Here is a 14,273-nt window from a genome sequence, read left to right as displayed (position 1 = left end):
CCAGAAGCGGCGGCCCGAGCGGCCGCCGCCCCCTCCCCAGGATTATCGTGCATGGCCGTCTCGCGTCTTCAGACGCGCAGGGATGTCGTCCGTGGCGCCGCTACTATCGTAGCGGCGGCCGCGTTGGCGCATCCGTCGTTGGCGCAAGGCGCGCCGCGGATCGCGGTGATCGGCGGCGGCTTCGGCGGCGCGGCCTGTGCGCGGGCGCTGCGGCGACTCGACGCAAAACTTCAGGTTACGCTGGTCGAACCGAACAAGATTTTCACCGCCTGCCCGTTCAGCAACGAGGTGATCGCAGGCCTGCGCGAGCTTTCCGCGCAGCAATTCACCTACGACAAGGTCGCAGCCGACGGCATCGCGGTTGCCGCACAGGCAGCCACTAAAGTCGATGCGCAAGCGCGTAGCATCGTTCTCTCTGATGGCACAACGCTCCTCTATGACGGGCTCGTGCTCGCGCCCGGCATCGATATGCGCTTCGACGCGCTCTCCGGCTATGACGAGGCGGCGGCGGAGAAGATGCCGCACGCCTGGAAGGCCGGCGCGCAGACCATGCTGCTGCGCGGGCAGCTCGAAGCCATGGATGATGGCGGCCTCGTCGTGATCGCCGTCCCCGCCGCGCCGCTGCGCTGTCCGCCGGCACCCTACGAGCGCGCCAGCCTGATCGCGCATTATCTGAAAGCGAAGAAGCCCCGCTCAAAAATCCTGGTGCTCGACGCCAAGGACAATTACTCGCAGCAGAAGCTGTTCGAGAGAGCCTGGGCGGAACTCTATCCCGGCATGATTGAACGGATCGCGCTATCACAAGGCGGCCGGGTGACGTCGGTCAATCCGGCGACCAATGAGATCGTCACAGACTTCGGCAACTACACCGCCGCGGTCGCCAATGTGATCCCGCCGCAGCGAGCCGGCCGCATCGCCGAGATCGCCGGTGCCGCCGACCACACCGGCTGGTGCCCGATCGATCCGGTCAGCTTTGCCTCGAAGCTCGTGCCCAACATCCATGTCATCGGCGACGCCGCGATCGCCGGCGGGATTCCGAAATCCGCTTCCGCGGCGGCCGCGCAAGGCCGGGCCTGTGCGGCGGCGATCGTGAATTCACTTGCAGGCAAGGCGCCGGAGATGCCGCGGCTCGATGGCGCATGCTACAACACGGTCGCCCCGGGCTACGCCTTCTCCCTGAAGGGCATCTATCAGCCGAAGGAAGATCAATACGGCGAGGCCGAGGTGACCACGAGCCCGGTCGACGCGCCGCGCGAGGTGCGCCAACGCGAGGCTGATCAGGCGCTTGACTGGTTCAGGACCATCACGGGAGAGGCCTTTGGCTAGGCTCTCCCTCATGGCGTTGCTCGCAGTAGCCGCGTTCGCAGCTAACGTGCCTGCCGGCGCCGAAGCACTGCGCCCCTATACCGTGGTCGGCGAGGCGATCCCGCAACCGCTGACGGCAACAAAGGGCGACGCGACTCGTGGCCGTGCGCTGATCGTCGAGCGTTCCTCGACTTGCATCCTCTGCCACAGCGGCCCATTTCCGGAGCAGGCGTTCCAGGGCGACCTCGCGCCGAACCTCACTGGGAGCGGCGCCCGCTGGTCGGAAGGACAGTTGCGGCTCCGGCTGGTCGATGCGGCGCATCTCAACGCGGCGACGATCATGCCGTCCTACTATCGAGTCGATGGGCTCACGCGCGTCGGCACCTCATGGCGCGACAAGCCGATCCTGTCGGCGGAGCAGATCGAGGACATCGTGGCCTATCTGGTAACGCTACGGAACTAGGACCTAGGAATGACGAATTCGGACCACACCACACGTCGCACGTTCCTGAGCCTCACCGGCGGTGCCGCGGTGCTGGTGATCGTGCGGCCGGCCGACGCCACGCCCGCGATGCTGCAGTCCGCGATCCGCAATGTCGTCGGCGAAGCCGATGTGCGGACCGGCAAGGTGAAGCTCGACATCCCGCCGCTGGTCGAGAACGGCAACACCGTGCCGATGACGGTCAGCGTCGCGAGCCCGATGACGCCGGACGAGTATGTGAAGAGCATCCACATCTTCAACGAGAAGAACCCGCAGCCGAACATCGGCAATTTCTATCTCACACCGCGCGCCGGCCGCGCCCAGGTATCGACCCGCATCCGCCTCGCCGACAGCCAGAAGGTCACGGCGATTGCGCGGCTCTCCGACGACACGTTCTGGTCGGCGACCGCTGATGTCGTGGTGACGCTCGCCGCCTGCACCGAGGAGGCGATCTGATGCCATCGGCTTTGATCAACGTGCCGGCCAAGGCCAGGCGCGGCAGCATCATCGAGATCAAGACGCTGATGTCGCACACCATGGAGACCGGCTACCGCCACACCGCGTCGGGCGACGTGGTGCCGCGGGACATCATCACAAGCTTCACTTGTCGCTTCAACGGTACACAGATCTTCCGCGCCGACCTTTATCCGGCAATCGCCGCCAATCCGTTCATCACCTTCTTCACCACCGTGACCGAAAGCGGCAAGTTCGAATTCGAGTGGATCGGCGACAAGGGGTTTTCGGAGACCGCGCAGGCTTCGATCACGGTCGAATGAGGATTGCGGTCTGCATTGCGCTGCTGACGGCGATGGCGGGCGCAGCGCGCGCCACCGAGATCCCGCAGGCCGAGCGCCGCTCCGGCTATAGCTTCATGAGCGCGGACACCAGGGCGATGCAGGACGAGGACACCGCCAATCCCGGCATGCTGTTTGTGCTCGACGGCGAGGCTTTGTGGAAGCGCAAGGCCGGCAGCGCGGACAAGGCCTGCGCCGACTGCCACCATGATGCGCGCGTCAGCATGAAGGGCGTCGCGGCACACTATCCGGCGTTCGAGAAGGCCCTGGGAAAGCCGGTTGACCTCGAAGGGCGGATCAACCTCTGCCGCACCAACCACCAGCAGGCGTCACCATTCGCCTATGAAAGCCGCGAGCTGCTGGCGCTATCAGCCTATGTCGCACAGCAGTCGCGCGGGATGCCGATCGCAACCGGCGACGATCCGGAGCTCGCGCCCTTCGTCGAGAAGGGCCACGCACTGTTCATGCAGCGGCAGGGCCAGCTCAATCTCGGCTGCACTAACTGCCACGACGACAATTGGGACAAGAAGCTCGCGGGCAGCGCGATCACGCAGGCGCAGCCGACCGGCTATCCGCTCTATCGGCTGGAATGGCAGTCGCTCGGGTCGCTGCAGCGGCGGCTGCGCGCCTGCATCACCGGCATCCGCGCGCAGGCCTACGACTATGGTTCGCCGGAGCTCGTCGAGCTCGAGCTCTACCTGATGTCGCGGGCGCGCGGCATGCCGATCGAAGCGCCGGCGGTCCGGCCGTAAGCCGCATCAGCTTTGTCAAGCGGAGCGAAGCAATCCATTGCTTCCGGCTGTACCGGAAGATGGATTGCTTCGTCGCTTCAGCGCAAAATTGCATTGCAATTTTGTCGCGAACTCTTCGCAATGACGGGGCTGGAGATCAGTGCGAAGATCAGCGCTCGGCGAACGCTTTCTCGACCACGAACTGCGCGGGCTCGCCGTGATTGCCCTCGACGAAGCCGCGGCCATTCAGCAGCGTGCGGGTGCCGGCGACCAGCGCCGGCGAGCCGCAGATCATGACGCGGTCATGCGCGGGATCGAGCGCTGGCAGACCGATGTCGGCGAACAGCTTGCCCGAGGTGATGAGGTCGGTGATGCGGCCGCGGTTGCGGAACGGATCGCGCGTCACGGTCGGGTAGTAGATCAGCTGGTCGCGCACCAGATCGCCGATCAGTTCGTCCTGCGGCAGCCGCTCGGTGATCATCTCGCCATAGGCGAGCTCCTTGACACGGCGGCAGCCGTGCAGCAGCACGACCTTCTCGAAGCGGTCATAGGTCTCGGGATCCTTGATCACGCTGAGGAACGGGGCGAGGCCGGTGCCGGTGCCGACCAGATAGAGGTTGCGGCCGTCCTCAAGGTTGTCGATGACAAGCGTGCCGGTGGCCTTGCGGCTGACAATGATCTCGTCGCCTTCCTTGAGGTGCTGCAGGCGCGAGGTCAGCGGGCCGTCCGGAACCTTGATCGAGAAGAACTCGAGCGTGTCCTCGTAATTCGCGCTGGCGACGCTGTAGGCCCGCAGCAGCGGCTTCTCGCCGACCTTGAGACCGATCATGGTGAACTCGCCGTTGCGGAAGCGGAACGACGGGTTGCGGGTGGTGGTGAAGGAGAACAGCGTGTCGGTCCAGTGATGAACGCTGAGGACGCTTTCCTGGTTGAAATTGCTCATCGCACCAATCCCTGATCTGTGCTGCGGCGGGTCGAGGACTTGAACCCCGTTGACCGGCCGGATCGTTTGTATACGATCATTCGTATACAAACGAATAATCCGGCTTGATCCGAAAGTCAAGCCGGGCTCAAATTCCCGGGCAATTTCGGCAGAAACAGAAGGAAAACACCCATGGCTCACGACGCGCCCCAGGCCACCGGCCCCAGCAAGCTGGTGATCCGCAATATCGGGCTACTGCTGTCGGGAGCCCTGGAAAGGCCGATTCTGGACGCCGATACCATCGTCGCCGAGAACGGCAAGATCACCGCGATCGGCCGGTTCAAGGACGTCGACACCGAAGGCGCGACCACCATCGTCGATGCCAACGGCACCACGGTCGCGCCCGGCCTGATCGACAGCCACGTCCATCCCGTCGCCGGCGACTGGACGCCGCGGCAGAACCAGATCAACTGGATCGACAGCTATCTGCACGGCGGCGTCACCACCATGATCTCGGCCGGCGAGGTGCACATGCCCGGGCGTCCGCGCGACGTGGTCGGACTGAAGGCGATGGCGATCTTCGCGCAGCGCGCGTTCTGGACGCTGCGGCCGGGCGGCGTGAAAGTGCATGCCGGCGCGCCGGTGATCGAATGCGAGATGGTGGAGGACGATTTCAAGGAATTGGCCGCCGCCGGCGTCAAGCTGCTCGGCGAGGTCGGGCTCGGCGGCGTCAAGGACGGCCCCACCGCGCGGAAGATGGTCGGCTGGGCCCGCAAATACGGCATCCAGAGCACGATCCACACCGGTGGCCCCTCGATCCCCGGCTCCGGCCTGATCGACAAGGACGTGGTGCTGGAGGCCGACACCGACGTGGTCGGCCACATCAATGGCGGCCACACCGCGCTGCCGGACGACCAGATCCGCTGCATCTGCGAGGGCTGCAAGCGCGGGCTCGAGCTGGTGCATAACGGCAATGAGCGCTCGGCGCTGTTCACGCTGCGCATCGCGCGCGAGATGGGCGACCTGCACCGCGTCATCCTCGGCACCGATGCGCCGGCCGGCTCCGGCGTGCAGCCGCTCGGCATTTTGCGGATGGTCTCGCTGCTGTCCTCGCTGGGGGAACTGCCCGCCGAGCTGGCGTTCTGCCTCGCCACCGGCAACACCGCGCGGATGCGCGAGCTCGATTGCGGCCTGATCGAGGTCGGCCGCTCCGCCGATTTCGTGCTGATGGACAAGGCCCAGCACTCGCCGGGCAGGAACATCCTGGAGAGCGTTCAGCTCGGCGATCTCCCGGGCATCGGCATGACCATTATCGACGGCATCGTCCGTACCCAGCGCAGCCGCAACACCCCGCCCGCGGGCAAGGTGCCGGAGATCGTGGCGAAGTAATCGCGATAAGTGGCCTCGTCACCCCCGCGCAACGGCTTCGCCGTTGTGGCTGGAGGTACACGCGCAGCGTGCCTCGAAGGATGAACGGCCCGCGGCCAAGAACCGGGCCGTCGACCCTTCGAGACGCACTGCGCGCTCCTCAGGGTGACGGTGAAAGATTGGTCCGTAGAGGACAGCAAAGCGGCGCTTATCCAACCTCTTGAAGAAGCTGCTGGATCACGGGCACGGCGCCGCGCGTCTTTGCCGCGCCGCCTCCGAAGCTGAACCTTGTTTTCACCTGTCACCATTGGGGTGTATCGTGCCGCCACGCGAACCTAGCCGGCGGCACTCACAAGAGACACGCGACGATCCGGATTAGTTCCTGCCGCATGCCGCCGCGCCGTGTTGGTCCACAGCAGACAAACAGGAGGCAGCACGATGACGATCAGGCCAGATCCCACGTTTCACGCGTCGCCGAAGCTTGCGATGGAAGCTCCGGCAGAGAACTTCGCCTACACCGTGCTGCTCAGCCCGGACTTTTCAAAGCCCGACGCGCTCGCCGTCATCGACGTCAAGCCGGGCTCGCCGACCTACAGCAAGATCGTCCACACCGTGACGATGCCCAACAAGGGCGACGAGTTTCACCATTTCGGCTGGAACGCGTGTTCGTCGGCGTTGTCGCCGCTTGCGGGACATGCCTTTATCGAGCGTCGCTATCTCATCGTCCCCGGCATGCGGTCGTCGCGGATCTACATCATCGACACCAAGCCGGATCCGACGCAGGCCAAGATCCACAAGATCATCGAGCCCGAGGAGGTGTTCAGGAAGACCGGCTATTCGCGGCCGCATACGATCCACTGCGGACCGGACGGCATTTACGTCTCCACGCTCGGCGGCGGCGGCAAGGACGGCACCGATGGGCCGCCCGGCGTCTTCATCATGGACTGCGAGACATTCGAGGTGCTCGGACGCTGGGAGATCGATCGCGGTCCCCAGACCAAGCACTATGACTTCTGGTGGAACCTGCCGCGCGACTACATGGTGAGCAGCGAATGGGCGCTGCCGCCGCAATTCGAGAACGGGATCGTGCCGGAGGACCTGCTCTCGAACAAATACGGACATCGCCTCCACTTCTGGGATCTGCGCGCGCGGCGCAATGTCCAAACCATCGATCTCGGCGCCAACCATCAAATGGCGCTGGAGGTACGTCCCGCGCACGATCCGGTTCGCGAATACGGCTTCGTCGGGGTCGTGGTCGATACCACCAACCTCGAAGGTTCGATCTGGACCTGGTGGCGCGAGGGCGGCAAGTTTCATATCGAGAAGACGGTGACGATACCGCCCGAGCCCGCACCGAAGGAGCAACTGCCGCCGCTGCTGCAAGGCTTCGGCGCCGTGCCGCCGCTGGTGACCGACATCGATCTGTCGATGGACGACAAATTCCTTTATGTCGCCTGCTGGGCCACCGGCGAGATGCGCCAATACGATGTCAGCAATCCGCGCAAGCCAAAGCTCGCCGGATCGGTCCGCATCGGCGGTATCGTCAGCCGCACTCCTCACCCCAACGGCCAGCCATTTGCCGGCGGTCCGCAAATGGTCGAGATCAGCCGCGACGGCAAGCGGGTCTACTGGACCAATTCGCTCTACTCGACCTGGGACGACCAGTTCTATCCGCAAGGCATTCCCGGCGCCCAGGTGATGGCGAATGCGAGCCCGGGCGGCGGCCTTGAACTGGCAAAGAACTACTGGGTCACCTTCCCCGACGGCTACCGCGCCCACCAGATCCGGCTCGACGGCGGCGACTGCTCGACGGATTCGTTCTGCTATCCGTCGGCCTGAATGTGAGTGCAGCCCACTGGACACCGGCCTGGCTCTGGCTGGCGGTCATCGCGAGCGGCCTCTACCACGGGATCAACCCGGGCATGGGCTGGCCGCTCGCGGTTTCAGCGGGTTTGATGCAAAGGAGTTCGCGCGCGCTGCTCGCCGCGCTCGGCCCGCTGGCAATCGGCCACCTGCTGGCGATGCTGCTCGTGATCCTGCCCTTTGCATTGCTCGTCACTCTTGTCGAATGGCAGCGCACGATCCGGATCGGCGCCAGCCTGCTTGTGATCTTGTTCGGCCTCTATCGGCTGATCGACCGGCGCCATCCACGGGCCCTGGCGCGGATACCACCGACGCAACTCGCCTTGTGGTCCTTCGCGGTGGCGATCGCCCACGGCGCGGCGCTGATGCTGGTGCCGATCTATCTGGGGCTGTGCCGCGAGGCTGCGCCGGACCAGGGCCACGCCGCCGCCAACAGCCTGATCGACACCAGCCTCACGATGGCCGTGCTGGTCTCCCTCGTCCATGCCGGCGCGATGATCGCCGCCGGTGGATGTCTGGCGTGGCTGGTCTACCGCTATCTGGGTCTCAAATTCGTGGCGCGGAGCTGGTTCAATCTGGACGCGGTTTGGGCGCTCAGCCTGGTGCTGGTCGGCGCCGTCGCGCTGGCCCTTGGTGTTGCGACATAATTCGCGCGTGATGCGCCCGTCAGCAAGCAAGGTGGCGGAGGTCGTGGCGACGTAGGCGCGATAGATGACCCGTCATCCCCGCGCAACGGCTCTGCCGTTGTCGCTGGAGGTGCGAGCCTTGCGGCGCTGGGCGAGCCTCGAAGGATGCACGGCCCATGGCAGACAGCCGGGCCGTCGACCCTTCGAGACGCCGCGCTCCGCGCGGCTCCTCCAGCGACAAAGGCGAAGCCTTTGCGCGGGGGTGACGGTGATAGATAGATCACCGCAACTTACCGAGCAGCGCCATCAGCGTCTCGCGCTCCTTGGCGTCGAGCGGCGCCAGCGTCTCCTTCGAAATCACAAACGCGTTCGGCGCGGCCTTGTCGGCCATCTGCTGGCCGGCGCGCGTCAAACTGACCATCAGCCGGCGGCCATCGTCGGGATCGGGCGAGGTCTCGGTCAGGCCGCGCGCGGTCAGGCGATCGATCACGCCCTTGATGGTCGCAACGTCCATGGAGGTCAGCCGCCCCAATTGGTTCTGCGAGCAGGCGCCGACCTCCGACAGCTTCGAGAGCGCGGCCCATTGCGTCGGCGTCAGGTTGATGCCGATCTCGCGGGCGAAGATCGTGGCGTGGCGCTGCGACACCTGACGCAGGATGAAGCCGATCTGCTCGTCCAGCACGTAACCCGGCTTCGCCGCCTTCCCGTTTCGCTTCTGTGCAGCACTCCTCGCCATTGTTTTACCCCGCCCTTACAGCGACAGATGCGCGTCGCGGACATCCGGACGCGCATCGAGCTCCGCCATGGTGCCGCCGAAACAGATCCGGCCGCGCTCGATAATGTAGGCGCGATCCGAGATCAGCCGGGCGAAATGCAGATTCTGCTCGGAGACGACGATGCTGACGCCCTCTTTCTTCATCGCCAGGATCGCATCGACCATCTGCTCGACGATCTTCGGCGACAGGCCTTCCGAGGGCTCATCGAGCAGCACCAGCGACGGATTGCCCATCAGCGTGCGCGCAATCGTCAGCATCTGCTGCTCGCCGCCGCTCATGCGGCCGCCGGGCCGTCCCCGCATCTCGCCGAGGTTCGGAAACAGCTTGAACAGTTTGTCGCGATCCCATTGCGGCGCGCCGGCCCGCTTCGGCTGGCGGCCGACCTCGAGATTTTCCTCGACCGTCAGATCGGTGAAGATGCGCCGCTCTTCCGGCACATAGCCGAGGCCGCCGCGCACGATCGCGTGCGTCGGCAGCACCGAGACATCCCTGCCCTCGAACATGATGCGGCCGGAGCGGTTCTCGACCAGGCCGACGATGGAGCGGAACGTGGTCGACTTGCCGGCGCCGTTGCGCCCGAGCAATGCCACCACCTGGCCCTCGCCGACCTCGAGCGCGATGTCGAACAGGATGTGCGCCGGACCGTAGAAGCTGTTGAGGTCCTTCACCGTGAGCTTCATGCGGATGCTCCCTCGCGATGCCGCGCATCGTAAAGCAAGCCTTCGCCGAGATAGATCGCCCGCACCTGGGCATTACCGCGCACCTCTTCGGGTGAGCCTTCGGCGATCAGGCTGCCGCGGTTGAGCACCAGGATGCGGTCGGCATGCTCGAACACCACATCCATGTCGTGCTCGGTGAAGAGAACGCCAATCGACTGCTCGCGGGCGATCCGTGCGGTCAGCCGCATCAGCTCGACGCGCTCGCGCGGCGCCATGCCGGCGGTCGGCTCGTCCATCAGCAGCAGCTTCGGCTGGTTGGCGAGCGCGATCGCAAGCTCGAGCCGCTTGACGTCACCATAGGCGAGCTCGCCGCAGGGCCGCTCCGCATAGGCGCCCATGCCGACCAGATCGAGCAGCCGTCCGGCCTCGTCGCGGGCCTGGCCCGCGGTCGAGGCCCAGAGATTGAACAATTGCCCGCCATACGAGACCAGCGCAACCTGCACGTTCTCGCGCACCGTCATGGTCGGGAATGTCGCCGCGATCTGGAAGGTGCGGCCGACGCCCATGCGCCAGATCACGCGCGGCTTCTTGCCGGTGGTCTCCGCCCCCAGCACGCGGATGCGGCCGGAGTCCGGAATGTTCTGGCCGTTGAGCATGTCGAAGCAGGTGCTCTTGCCCGCGCCGTTCGGCCCGATCAGCGCCAGGATCTCGCCGGCGCGCAATTCAAAGGAGACGCCGCGCACCGCATGCACGCCGCCATAGGATTTGGTCAGCCCTTCGACCGACAGCAATGTGGGGGCCATGCTCATTCGGCGGTCTCGATGCGGGAGGTGAGCAGCGGTGACGACGACGATCCGGATTTGCGCCGGCGATGCAGCAACGCTTCCAGCGTGCCGACGATGCCTTTCGGGAAGGCGACCACGATCAGCACGACGAAGCCGCCGAGCACGAGCTTGGAGAGATCGGTCTGGCTGATCAGCCAGATGTTGAGCGCCTTGTAGACGATCGCCCCGACCACTGCGCCCGATACCGTCTCGACGCCGCCGAGCAGCACCATGACCAGCGCATCGACCGACAGCGAGATGCCCATGTTGTCGGGGAACACGCTGCCCTTGAGGTAGGCGAACAGCGCGCCGGCGAGCCCGGCGACCGTGCCCGCGATCACGAAGGCGGTCCACTGGATGCGCTTGCCGTTGATGCCGATCGCTTCGCTGCGCAGCGGAGAGTCGCGCGTGGCGCGCAGCGCGAAGCCGAACGGCGAGAACACGATGATGCGGAGGATCACGACCGCGAGCGCGGCGATGCCGAGCGACAGCCAGTAGAAGTGCGCCGGGCTCGCCGCCCAGCTCGAAGGCCAGACCCCGAGAATGCCATTGTCGCCGCCGGTCACCGACACCCACTGGAACGCGATCGACCACACGATCTGGGCAAAGGCCAGCGTCAGCATCGCGAAATAGACCCCGGAGAGCTGCACCGCGAAGAAGCCGAACACGGCCGCGCCGAGCAGCCCAAGGAGCGGGCCGAGCAGCAGGCAGGCGATCATCGGCAAGCCCACCATCTTGGCGAGCAGCGCCACGCCATAGGCGCCGAGGCCGAAATAAGCGGCATGGCCGAACGAGGCGAGCCCGCCGACCGACATCAGGAAATGCAGGCTGACCGCGAAGATCACGAAGATCGCGATCTCCGAGCCGACCGTGAGCACGTAATTGCCGGCAACGAACGGCAGCACTGCGGCGACGACGAGCACGGCGATCGCGGCAAGCCGCTCATTCGCCGTCAGCGGCCGCCACGGATTGACCGTGAGGCCCGGCGTGCGCCGCGCCGGCGCCTCCGGCTTGCCGAACAGGCCCCAGGGACGGACGATCAGCACCACCGCCATCACCAGGAACACCAGGATGATGGAGATCTTCGGGAAGATCAGGATGCCGAAGGCGTTGAGCTCCGACACCAGCACCGCCGCTACAAAGGCGCCGATGATGCTGCCGAGGCCGCCGATCACGACCACGACGAAGACCTCGACGATGATACGCAGGTCCATCGCGTGATGCACGGCATCGCGCGGAATCTGCAGTGCGCCGCCGAGCGCGGCGAGGAAGACGCCGACCGCGAACACGCTGGTGAACAGCCATTTCTGATTGACGCCGAGCGCTGCGACCATGTCGCGGTCCTGCGTTGCCGCGCGCACCAGGACGCCCCAGCGGGTGCGCTGGAACAGCAGCCAGAGGACGCCGAGCACGACGGGGCCGAGCACGATCAGGAACAGATCGTAGCTTGGAATGTTCTGGCCAAAGAAATCGACCGCGCCCTTGAAGCCCGGCGCGCGGCGCCCGACCAGATCGTCCGGGCCCCAGATCAACACCACGAGGTCTTCGACCATCAGCGTCAAGCCGAAGGTGGCCAACAGCTGGAACAGCTCGGGAGCATGATAGATCCGGCGCAGCAGCAGCATCTCCACCAGCACGCCGATCACGGCAACGATCAACGCCGCAACGACGATGCCGCCCCAGAAGCCGAGCGCGCCGGCGAAGCGCTCGGTCAGCGTGAAGGCAACATAGGCGCCGAGCATGTAGAACGCGCCATGCGCGAAATTCACGATCCGCGTCACGCCGAAGATGATCGACAGACCCGAAGCGACCAGGAACAGCGACGCCGCGCTGGCAAGACCGGTCAGGAACTGGACGATATAGAAGGCCATGGGCGGTCCGCGTTGGAGTTTCCGTTCACCTCGCCCCGCTTGCGGGGAGAGGTCGAATTCAAGCGTCAGCTTGAATTCGGGTGAGGGGGACTCTCCGCGAGCACGACTCGTGGAGAAAGCCCCTCACCAGAGCCGATGCTTCGCATCGGCGTTCATTCTAGACGGCGGCCGTAGGCCGCCTACGCCCTCTCCCCGCAAGAGCGGGGCGAGGGAGAAGAGAAATCAATCCTTCGGCCGCAGCTTCTCGATTTCGGCATCGCTGGGCAGATAGTCCGAGCCCTTGCGATAGGCGCTGTCGACCATGATGCCCTTGCCGTCCTTCAGCGCCGTCTTGCCGGTGAAGGCCCCGAGCGTCGACTGGTGATCGATCTTGCGGAAGGTGATCTCGCCGAACGGCGACGGCATCGAGATGCCCTCGGCCGCCGCGATCAGCTTCTCCGGATCGGTCGAGCCGGCTTTCGCAAGGATCGCCGCCGCCGCCTTGATGGTCTGGTAGCCGACGATCGAACCGAGCCGCGGATAGTCGTTGTACTTGGCCTGGTAAGCCTTCAGGAACGCGTCGTGCTCGGGTGTCTTGATCGAATACCAGGGATAGCCGGTGACGATCCAGCCCTCCGGCGTCTCGTCCTTCAGCGGATCGAGATATTCCGGCTCGCCGGTCAGGAAGCTCACCACCTTGCGGTCCTTGAACAGGCCGCGGGTGTTACCCTCGCGCACGAGCTTGACGAGGTCGGCGCCGAAGGTGACGTTGAGGATCGCCTCCGGATTCGCTGCGGCAACCGCCTGCACCACTGGGCCGGCGTCGATCTTGCCCTGCGGCGGCCATTGCTCGTCGACCCACTGGATGTCGGGCCGCTTCTCCGACATCAGCTTCTTGAACACCGCGACCGCCGACTGGCCGTATTCATAGTTCGGCGCGATCGTCGCCCAGCGTTTTGCGGGAAGCTTCGCCGCTTCTTCAACCAGCATCGCGGCCTGCATATAGTTGGAGGGACGCAGGCGGAACGTGTAGCGGTTGCCCTTCGACCAGGTGATGGCGTCGGTTAGCGGCTCTGCCGCCAGGAAAAACACCTTCTTCTGATTTGCAAAATCGCTGACGGCGAGGCCGATATTGGAAAGGAACGTGCCGGTGAGCATCGCGACGTTTTCGCTCGACACCAGTTCGTTCGCCGCGGTCTGCGCATCCGCCGGCTTGCCGCCGTCATCCTTGGAGATGACCACGAGCTTCTTGCCGTTGATGCCGCCGGCCGCGTTGATCTCTTCCACCGCCAGCTGCCAGCCCTTGCGATAGGGCTCGGTGAACGCCGGCAGCAGGGAATAAGAGTTGATCTCGCCGACCTTGATCTCGCTCTGCGCCAAGGCCTGCGTTGTCATGGCGCTCGTTGCCATGGTCGCGACCGCGATCGCCAATCTCGCCCCTACGAAATAACCACGCATCCCGTCCTCCAGTTGTTCTGCAAAAGATTATCGCAATCCGTCTTCGCCTTTGACCTCATCGACCGTCAGCCCGCCGACCCGCGGCAGCGGCCGGCCGCTGTCGGTCACCGCGACCGCGACCATGATCTCGTTGGCCCGCGGCGCGTCGTTGATCTGCACCTCCATGCCGTCGAAATGGCTGCGCACGAAGGCGGCGTCCTTGTGCCCGAGCGGAATATCCAGCGTGGTGCCGGGACCCGACCGCTTCTTCGACGACGGGATCAGCGCCGCGCCCTTCGACAGCACCTTGCGCACCGGCGCGCCCATCTTGGGATGCAGGATCGCGGCCGCGTGCTCGAGCTCGCCATTCTCGCCGACGGCGGCGGCCTTGCCGTAGCTGTGCGCCTTGGCGCCGTCGATGCCGAGCGCGGCCACCGCCCGCTTCGAGAGCAATTCGCCGAGCTCCTCGCCGATCGCGATCAGCGGCGACAGATCCTCGACATAGCGGCCGGCGAAGGGGTTTTCGATCACCGCGATCGTGGCGGCGCGCCGGGTCGGCGGTGCGATGGTCTTGCCCATCTCCAGATGGGTCTCCTCGACCACGGTGACGATCTTGCGAATGACGGCGCTCATCGTA

General features: G+C 65.3%; 15 protein-coding genes. 8 read left to right on the top strand and 7 right to left on the bottom strand.

The genetic code is table 11. The features are described from left to right. Positions 1 to 51: 51 nt before the first annotated feature. The 5 genes from V5279_RS13335 to soxA are packed head-to-tail and all read left to right on the top strand — an operon-like array spanning position 52 to position 3,332. Complete coding sequence (locus tag V5279_RS13335) at positions 52 to 1,326, top strand: NAD(P)/FAD-dependent oxidoreductase (protein ID WP_338697967.1); 1,275 nt, start codon at positions 52 to 54, stop codon at positions 1,324 to 1,326. A gap of 10 nt (positions 1,327 to 1,336) precedes the next feature. After that, the gene (gene soxX / locus V5279_RS13330; RefSeq protein WP_338701155.1) at positions 1,337 to 1,768 is read left to right on the top strand and encodes a sulfur oxidation c-type cytochrome SoxX; all 432 of its coding nucleotides are present in this window, start codon (positions 1,337 to 1,339) and stop codon (positions 1,766 to 1,768) included. 9 nt (positions 1,769 to 1,777) lie between these two features. Beyond that, entirely contained in the window at positions 1,778 to 2,242 is a 465-nt protein-coding gene (locus tag V5279_RS13325; protein ID WP_338697965.1) for a SoxY-related AACIE arm protein, read from the top strand. Next, on the top strand, positions 2,242 to 2,562 hold the full coding sequence (gene soxZ / locus V5279_RS13320) for a thiosulfate oxidation carrier complex protein SoxZ (protein ID WP_338697964.1): 321 nt from the start codon (positions 2,242 to 2,244) through the stop codon (positions 2,560 to 2,562). The genes V5279_RS13325 and soxZ overlap by 1 nt, the downstream gene beginning before the upstream one ends. Continuing rightward, entirely contained in the window at positions 2,559 to 3,332 is a 774-nt protein-coding gene (gene soxA, locus V5279_RS13315) for a sulfur oxidation c-type cytochrome SoxA (protein ID WP_338697963.1), read from the top strand. Before soxZ ends, soxA begins: the two co-directional genes overlap by 4 nt. Positions 3,333 to 3,480: 148 nt before the next feature. On the opposite strand, the gene V5279_RS13310 is transcribed toward soxA, so the two are convergent. Then, a complete protein-coding gene (locus tag V5279_RS13310) occupies positions 3,481 to 4,254 on the bottom strand; it encodes a ferredoxin--NADP reductase (protein ID WP_338697962.1) in 774 nt (257 codons plus the stop codon). 171 nt (positions 4,255 to 4,425) lie between these two features. Here V5279_RS13310 and V5279_RS13305 point away from each other — a divergent pair, with 171 nt between their 5' ends. From V5279_RS13305 to V5279_RS13295, 3 genes are all read left to right on the top strand, one after another. Beyond that, positions 4,426 to 5,622, top strand: a complete 1,197-nt coding sequence (locus V5279_RS13305) for an amidohydrolase family protein (protein ID WP_338697961.1) — start codon at positions 4,426 to 4,428, stop codon at positions 5,620 to 5,622. Positions 5,623 to 6,039: 417 nt separating this feature from the next. After that, positions 6,040 to 7,440, top strand: coding sequence for a selenium-binding protein SBP56-related protein (locus V5279_RS13300; RefSeq protein ID WP_338697960.1), 1,401 nt, complete (start codon positions 6,040 to 6,042; stop codon positions 7,438 to 7,440). 83 nt (positions 7,441 to 7,523) lie between these two features. Next, a complete protein-coding gene (locus V5279_RS13295) occupies positions 7,524 to 8,111 on the top strand; it encodes a hypothetical protein (RefSeq protein ID WP_338697958.1) in 588 nt (195 codons plus the stop codon). A 259-nt stretch (positions 8,112 to 8,370) separates the two neighbouring features. On the opposite strand, the gene V5279_RS13290 is transcribed toward V5279_RS13295, so the two are convergent. The 6 genes from V5279_RS13290 to V5279_RS13265 form a co-directional block, all read right to left on the bottom strand. Continuing rightward, the gene (locus V5279_RS13290; RefSeq protein ID WP_338697956.1) at positions 8,371 to 8,826 is read right to left on the bottom strand and encodes a MarR family winged helix-turn-helix transcriptional regulator; all 456 of its coding nucleotides are present in this window, start codon (positions 8,824 to 8,826) and stop codon (positions 8,371 to 8,373) included. Positions 8,827 to 8,841: 15 nt separating this feature from the next. Beyond that, positions 8,842 to 9,546, bottom strand: coding sequence for an ABC transporter ATP-binding protein (locus tag V5279_RS13285; protein WP_338697954.1), 705 nt, complete (start codon positions 9,544 to 9,546; stop codon positions 8,842 to 8,844). After that, positions 9,543 to 10,334, bottom strand: a complete 792-nt coding sequence (locus V5279_RS13280) for an ABC transporter ATP-binding protein (protein ID WP_338697952.1) — start codon at positions 10,332 to 10,334, stop codon at positions 9,543 to 9,545. The genes V5279_RS13285 and V5279_RS13280 overlap by 4 nt, the downstream gene beginning before the upstream one ends. After that, on the bottom strand, positions 10,331 to 12,220 hold the full coding sequence (locus tag V5279_RS13275; protein ID WP_338697950.1) for an ABC transporter permease: 1,890 nt from the start codon (positions 12,218 to 12,220) through the stop codon (positions 10,331 to 10,333). Before V5279_RS13275 ends, V5279_RS13280 begins: the two co-directional genes overlap by 4 nt. 222 nt (positions 12,221 to 12,442) lie before the next feature. Continuing rightward, positions 12,443 to 13,609: an ABC transporter substrate-binding protein gene (locus V5279_RS13270; RefSeq protein WP_414645946.1), complete on the bottom strand. Its 1,167-nt coding sequence runs from the start codon at positions 13,607 to 13,609 to the stop codon at positions 12,443 to 12,445. Between the two features lie 75 nt (positions 13,610 to 13,684). Continuing rightward, positions 13,685 to 14,269: an amino acid synthesis family protein gene (locus V5279_RS13265; protein WP_338697947.1), complete on the bottom strand. Its 585-nt coding sequence runs from the start codon at positions 14,267 to 14,269 to the stop codon at positions 13,685 to 13,687. Positions 14,270 to 14,273 lie beyond the last annotated feature (4 nt).

The organism is Bradyrhizobium sp. 26S5 (assembly GCF_036923295.1).
GTDB classification, from domain to species: Bacteria; Pseudomonadota; Alphaproteobacteria; order Rhizobiales; family Xanthobacteraceae; genus Bradyrhizobium; species Bradyrhizobium septentrionale.
Note: the sequence above shows the minus strand (reverse complement) of the source record. Positions and strands in the feature narration are given on the sequence as shown.

What these genes read in the sequence shown, in the direction of transcription:
- V5279_RS13295 (WP_338697958.1), top strand. Translation starts at nt 7,524, where the DNA reads ATGGGCTGGCCGCTCGCGGTTTCAGCGGGTTTGATGCAAAGGAGTTCG.
- V5279_RS13310 (WP_338697962.1), bottom strand. Translation starts at nt 4,254, where the DNA reads ATGAGCAATTTCAACCAGGAAAGCGTCCTCAGCGTTCATCACTGGACC.
- V5279_RS13335 (WP_338697967.1), top strand. Translation starts at nt 52, where the DNA reads ATGGCCGTCTCGCGTCTTCAGACGCGCAGGGATGTCGTCCGTGGCGCC.
- soxX (WP_338701155.1), top strand. Translation starts at nt 1,337, where the DNA reads ATGGCGTTGCTCGCAGTAGCCGCGTTCGCAGCTAACGTGCCTGCCGGC.
- V5279_RS13290 (WP_338697956.1), bottom strand. Translation starts at nt 8,826, where the DNA reads ATGGCGAGGAGTGCTGCACAGAAGCGAAACGGGAAGGCGGCGAAGCCG.
- V5279_RS13265 (WP_338697947.1), bottom strand. Translation starts at nt 14,269, where the DNA reads ATGAGCGCCGTCATTCGCAAGATCGTCACCGTGGTCGAGGAGACCCAT.
- V5279_RS13285 (WP_338697954.1), bottom strand. Translation starts at nt 9,546, where the DNA reads ATGAAGCTCACGGTGAAGGACCTCAACAGCTTCTACGGTCCGGCGCAC.
- V5279_RS13325 (WP_338697965.1), top strand. Translation starts at nt 1,778, where the DNA reads ATGACGAATTCGGACCACACCACACGTCGCACGTTCCTGAGCCTCACC.
- V5279_RS13280 (WP_338697952.1), bottom strand. Translation starts at nt 10,334, where the DNA reads ATGAGCATGGCCCCCACATTGCTGTCGGTCGAAGGGCTGACCAAATCC.
- V5279_RS13305 (WP_338697961.1), top strand. Translation starts at nt 4,426, where the DNA reads ATGGCTCACGACGCGCCCCAGGCCACCGGCCCCAGCAAGCTGGTGATC.
- soxA (WP_338697963.1), top strand. Translation starts at nt 2,559, where the DNA reads ATGAGGATTGCGGTCTGCATTGCGCTGCTGACGGCGATGGCGGGCGCA.
- V5279_RS13275 (WP_338697950.1), bottom strand. Translation starts at nt 12,220, where the DNA reads ATGGCCTTCTATATCGTCCAGTTCCTGACCGGTCTTGCCAGCGCGGCG.
- V5279_RS13300 (WP_338697960.1), top strand. Translation starts at nt 6,040, where the DNA reads ATGACGATCAGGCCAGATCCCACGTTTCACGCGTCGCCGAAGCTTGCG.
- V5279_RS13270 (WP_414645946.1), bottom strand. Translation starts at nt 13,609, where the DNA reads ATGGCAACGAGCGCCATGACAACGCAGGCCTTGGCGCAGAGCGAGATC.
- soxZ (WP_338697964.1), top strand. Translation starts at nt 2,242, where the DNA reads ATGCCATCGGCTTTGATCAACGTGCCGGCCAAGGCCAGGCGCGGCAGC.